Here is a 4167-nt window from a genome sequence, read left to right as displayed (position 1 = left end):
TTTTGTGACGGGGTTAACATTTACTGCTGCTGGAACAGTAACAGTCACCCAAAACCCCATTATTCAAAATACTGGTGGCGTTAGTGTTCCTGAACCGTCCAATTTATTGGGTTTAGGATTACTCGGATTCGGTGCTTTCTTGACGGGAAAATTAAATAAGAAGCAAGCCAAAAAAGACTCTTAATAAGTAGCTGGTTATAATTAAATTAGAAATGGATTTTAGGTTCGATCCCCCCTGCCCCCCTTGATAAGGGGGGTGCCGATAGGCGGGGGGATCGAACCTTAATCCCCCCTTAATAAGGGGGCATCTGATAATTTTTAACGCCTACCTACTTAGCAATTGTTATTAATCGTGTTGCTTATACAACATGATGGCGATTTCCAGCTTCAGTCATCAACCTAACTTTGATGGTAAAGTCTATAAATCTCCTATTTTTGGCATTTCAATCAGTTAGCGTCTAAATCATTAGATAAAAGGGCATCCTCGAAAAGGGGTGCTTTTTTGTTGTTCGGATGTATCGATCGAGCTACAATAAAAGGGACTTCTCTAGGCGAAAATATGGCTACAGGCATCGATATTAGCGAATTTATTGTTGCTAGTCCGGATATTTGTAATTCCCGTCCCCGGATTGCGGGAACTAGAATCACGATTCAAAGTTTAGTCATGGATCATAAAACGGGAATGAGTGCCGAAGCGATCGCTAGGGAGTATCCTCAGTTAAGTCTGGCTCAAATTTATAGCGCTCTAGCGTATTATCACGCGAATAAAGAACAGATAGAGGCCGATATCGATGCTTACCGAGCCGATTGTGAAGACTGGGAATCCCGATATCGAGCCGGTGAATTGTAATGAGTCAAATCCGTCTCTACCTTGATGAAGATGCGGGTCAACGCTCGGTCGTGGAAGCTTTGCGGAATCTGAAGATTGATGTAATTACCACTTGGGAAGCGAAAAACATTCAGCTACCCGATCCCGATCAACTGGTTTGGGCAACCCAGCAAGGTCGGGTAATTTATACTTTTAATGTAGGCGATTTTTGTCGATTGCATAAATCCTATATGACGCGCTCGCTCGTCCGAAACTGTCCCCGGGGGACGAACAGAAATTACGGGAGGCACCACGGAATAATCGCGTTTCCGAATGACCTCGTCGTGGGGGATTGATCCCCCATCTTGCCGAGCCTGTGCGAGTTTTGGCAAGGTCGAGAGATTATCGATTTTGGCAAGCGATAGGATAGTCAATGGCCCGATCGATGCGCTTCAACAATACAAATTAGGCATTCTGTCAAGAGAAATTAACAAATTTAAATATTTCTCGACCTGATCGATTCTCGAAAAAATTTACCTGAGGAAATGAACGATGTCCCAAGATAAGCCGATCCAACGCCAAATTCTACCGATTCCCGACTTAACCCCCTTCGGTCTAACCACCTACGACGCGAAGAATCCGGACACTGACTATCCCCCGATTCGAGATATCCGACCGCCGGCCGGCGCGCCCAACGTGCTGATCGTGCTGCTCGATGACGTGGGCTTCGGAGCCTCCAGTGCCTTCGGTGGGCCGTGCAATACCCCCACTTTCGAGCGATTAGCGGCACAGGGGCTAAAATATACCCGTTTTCATACCACTGCCCTCTGCTCTCCCAGCCGCGCGGCTTTGCTCTCTGGAAGGAATCATCACTCGGTCGGCATGGGCAACATCACCGAAACCGCCACCTCCGCCCCCGGGCAGAGTTCCGTTCGTCCCAACACCAAAGCACCCCTCGCCTTGACCCTGAAGCTGAACGGCTATTCCACGGCGCAGTTCGGTAAGTGCCACGAGGTACCGGTTTGGCAAACCAGCCCGATCGGCCCGTTTGACGCTTGGCCCTCTGGCGGGGGTGGATTCGAGTATTTCTACGGCTTTATCGGTGGCGAGAATAACCAGTGGGAGCCGGCACTGTACGAGGGAACAACCCCGATCGAACCGCCGAAAACCCCGGAGGAAGGGTATCACCTGACCGAAGATCTGGCGGATCGAGCGATCGCTTGGGTCAGTCAACAAAAAGCCCTCGCCCCCGATAAGCCTTTCTTTATGTACTTCGCCCCCGGCGCGACCCATGCCCCCCACCACGTCCCCAAGGAATGGATCGACAAGTATCGGGGCCAATTCGCTCACGGTTGGGATCACCAGAGGGAGATTACCTTTGCCCGACAGAAAGAACTGGACGTAATTCCCCAAAATGCCGAACTCACCCCCCGTCACGCCGAAATTCCCGCCTGGGATGACATGGATGATCGCCTGAAGCCGGTATTAGAGCGCCAGATGGAGGTGTACGCCGCCTTTCTGGAACATACCGATGAGCAGGTGGGACGGGTGATTCAAGCCTTAGAAAATCTAGAAATCCTCGACGATACGCTCGTTTACGTCATCGTCGGCGATAACGGCGCATCCGCCGAGGGAACGCTGCAGGGCGCGTTTAACGAGATGGCCAACTTTAACGGGTTAGCGGGTCTAGAAACCCCGGAATTTCTCCTCTCGAAACTAGATGACTTCGGTGCGCCCGATTCCTATAATCACTACGCGGTCGGTTGGGCCTGGGCGATGAGTAGCCCCTACAAATGGACGAAGCAGGTCGCTTCTCACTGGGGCGGGACCCGCAACGGTACGATTGTTCGTTATCCCAAAATCATCAGGGAAAAAGGTGGGATTCGCCATCAGTTCTGTCATCTGATCGATGTGGCCACGACGGTGTTGGCCGTAGCGGGAATTCCCGAACCGACTATGGTTAACGGTGTCCTACAAAGTCCCTACGAAGGTACGAGTATGGTTTATACCTTTAACGACGCGGCCGCCCCCGAACGTCACGATGTGCAGTATTTCGAGATGTTTGGCAATCGGGGCATCTATTACAAGGGTTGGAGTGCGATTACCAAGCACCGCACCCCGTGGATTATGACTGGACAGACGATGGTTCCTTTCGACGATGATATCTGGGAACTATACGACGGCAGTACGGATTGGACGCAAGCTCGGGATCTCTCCAGGGAAATGCCAGAGAAACTGCACGAACTACAGCGACAATTTCTGATCGAGGCGGTTAAGTATAATGTACTGCCCCTAGACGATCGCCAAGTGGAACGGGTCGATCCCGCCACCGCTGGCCGGCCTACCCTCGTGCGGGGAAACTCGCAATTATTCTTTGCCGGGATGGGGCGTTTGTCTGAAAATAGCGTCATCAACATCAAAAATAAATCCTTCTCGGTGACTGCGGAACTGAACATTCCCCCGGAAGGCGCGGACGGGGTGATTATCGCCCAAGGCGGCCGCTTCGGTGGTTGGAGTGTCTATACCCACGACGGAAAAGCCAAGTTCGTCTATAACGTGCTGGGGATTCAAAGTTTTGTCACCGAGGCGACGGAGACGATCCCAGCCGGTAAGCATCAGGTACGGATGGAGTTTGCCTACGATGGCGGTGGTTTAGGACGGGGGGGAAATGTCACCCTCTACTACGACGGTCAACCGGTGGGTACGGGTCGGGTAGAACGAACTCAGGCTTTTATTTTCTCTGCGGACGAGACCACGGATATCGGCTACGAATCCGGTACCCCCGTAGCGGCGGAATATACCTCGAAAACCAGTCGTTTCACCGGCAAGATCGGTTGGGTTCAACTGGATGTGGGTACGGACGCTCATGACCACCTGATCGACCCGGAGGAACGTCTGAAAATTATCATGGCCCGGCAGTAGAAAAGGGGACTTGCGATCGACGGTTTCGCTTATTCGGTCTTAGGGGAGGAATCGCGATCGCTGGCGAGCCAATGTTTAATAGATCTCCTGCAAAAATCAAAAATTGTCGTAGTTAGTGAGGAGTCAGGAGACAGGAGATAGGAGACAGGAGGAGAAAAAAGACAAGAGACAACTATCCTACCGATAAAATCTAAGATTATGTCAAATTTATCGGAATTTTTAGATATTTTGACCAGATAGTGCCTCGATAACTTACTTTTCCAGGAGGTTTGATTTTCTATAGCAAAAACTAACCGCATTGACATCCTCGCCGCCCTAAAAGTGCGGCGATTCCTAAACCTCACGATTTAAGTTTCTGCTTCCACCACCGTCGCATACCACAGTTAAAAAACCATGTACTGTCTTACACAGAGTCCACAGACTTTCGCCCCATTTCA

The 4167-nt window shown here is 50.7% G+C and carries 4 protein-coding genes; all 4 read left to right on the top strand.

The genetic code is table 11. The features are described from left to right. Positions 1-184: PEP-CTERM sorting domain-containing protein (locus O9295_RS21555; RefSeq protein ID WP_288035229.1), on the top strand; the 184-nt coding region annotated here is incomplete at its 5' end. A gap of 375 nt (positions 185-559) precedes the next feature. Next, positions 560-850 carry a DUF433 domain-containing protein gene (locus tag O9295_RS21550; protein ID WP_288035227.1) on the top strand — a complete coding sequence of 97 codons (291 nt, stop codon included), beginning with the start codon at positions 560-562 and terminating at the stop codon, positions 848-850. Beyond that, positions 850-1164, top strand: coding sequence for a DUF5615 family PIN-like protein (locus O9295_RS21545; RefSeq protein ID WP_288035225.1), 315 nt, complete (start codon positions 850-852; stop codon positions 1162-1164). The genes O9295_RS21550 and O9295_RS21545 overlap by 1 nt, the downstream gene beginning before the upstream one ends. A 196-nt stretch (positions 1165-1360) precedes the next feature. Then, complete coding sequence (locus O9295_RS21540; protein ID WP_288035222.1) at positions 1361-3730, top strand: arylsulfatase; 2370 nt, start codon at positions 1361-1363, stop codon at positions 3728-3730. The last annotated feature ends 437 nt before the right edge of the window (positions 3731-4167 follow it).

It is taken from the genome of Microcystis sp. LE18-22.4A (assembly GCF_027531105.1).
Classification (GTDB): Bacteria; Cyanobacteriota; Cyanobacteriia; order Cyanobacteriales; family Microcystaceae; genus Microcystis; species Microcystis aeruginosa.
This window is presented reverse-complemented; position numbering and strand designations above follow the sequence as displayed.